Raw genomic sequence first — 1,056 nt, 5'->3', positions numbered from 1 at the left:
TAGACCCCCAAGCGTCCTTGACAAAATTCATGGGGTTAGTGCCATCTCAGTTACAAAAAACCGTTGCTGATGCCATTATCGATGAGCAGCCCTTACCGATTCATGAGGGCATTCACGGCATGGACTTGGTTCCAGCAAGCCGAGTCCTAAGTGGAGCAGAAATGCAGTTAGTCAGTGCTGCGATGCGCGAGTTGCGCCTTAAGGAAGCCGTTGAATCTGTTCTAAATGAATACGACTTCATTCTTATAGATTGTCCCCCCAGCTTAGGATTGCTTTCCTATATCGCCTTAGTCGCGGCCACACACGTACTCGTTCCCGTTGAAACCCATATAAAAGCCTTCGAGGGAACCGACGAACTCTTACAAACTATCACCCACGTAAAAAATAAAGCCAACCGCAAAATCCAAATAGCAGGGTTTGTTCCCACTCGGTATGCTCAACAGAACTCAGCCGATAAACGCGCATTGGCTGCCATCCAAGAACAACTTTCAGCTTGGGGTCGTATTTTCCCACCCATCCCCAGAGCTACCGCTTTTGTCGATGCGTCAGAAGAACGTGCGCCTCTAGCAGTATTTGACCCGAAACATCCTGTAGTCAGTATCCTTGAAGAAATCGCTTTAGCTTTGGAGGCTTTATGATCCGACGCAAACAAACAGACAAACCCTTTGGGGGTCAAATTACAACTCCACCACCTGCACCTTGGTTATCCTCCCCAGATGGCGAGTTGCCAGCCGCTACTGAAACTACTATCAAACTCTCAGATATAGTTCTGCCTCAACACCAGCCCCGACGATACTTTGACCCACAAGCATTAAAAGAATTAGTCTCGTCAGTCAAACAGCATGGCATCCTCCAACCTCTGTTGGTGCGTCCAATTGGTGGAGGGAAATATGAATTAGTAGCAGGAGAGCGACGCTTAAGGGCAGGACTTGAAGCAGAACTTGAAGTTGCGCCTGTGGTTGTGCGTGAGCTATCTGATGACCAAGCGTTTCAGTTGGCTTTGATTGAAAACCTGCAACGAGAAGACCTTAACCCTGTTGAAGAAACTGAAGGGAT

Annotated in this window: 2 protein-coding genes; both read left to right on the top strand. The window is 48.0% G+C overall.

The genetic code is table 11. The features are described 5' to 3' along the window. Nucleotides 1-638, top strand: a 638-nt coding sequence (locus GNF10_RS37030) for a ParA family protein (RefSeq protein ID WP_185607504.1), incomplete at its 5' end; no start/stop codon positions are given. Beyond that, on the top strand, nucleotides 635-1,056 hold a 422-nt coding region (locus GNF10_RS37025), incomplete at its 3' end, for a ParB/RepB/Spo0J family partition protein (RefSeq protein ID WP_221644714.1). The genes GNF10_RS37030 and GNF10_RS37025, both read left to right, overlap by 4 nt.

The sequence above is a fragment of the Nostoc sp. UCD121 genome (assembly GCF_014222285.1).
GTDB lineage: Bacteria > Cyanobacteriota > Cyanobacteriia > Cyanobacteriales > Nostocaceae > Nostoc.
This window is presented reverse-complemented; position numbering and strand designations above follow the sequence as displayed.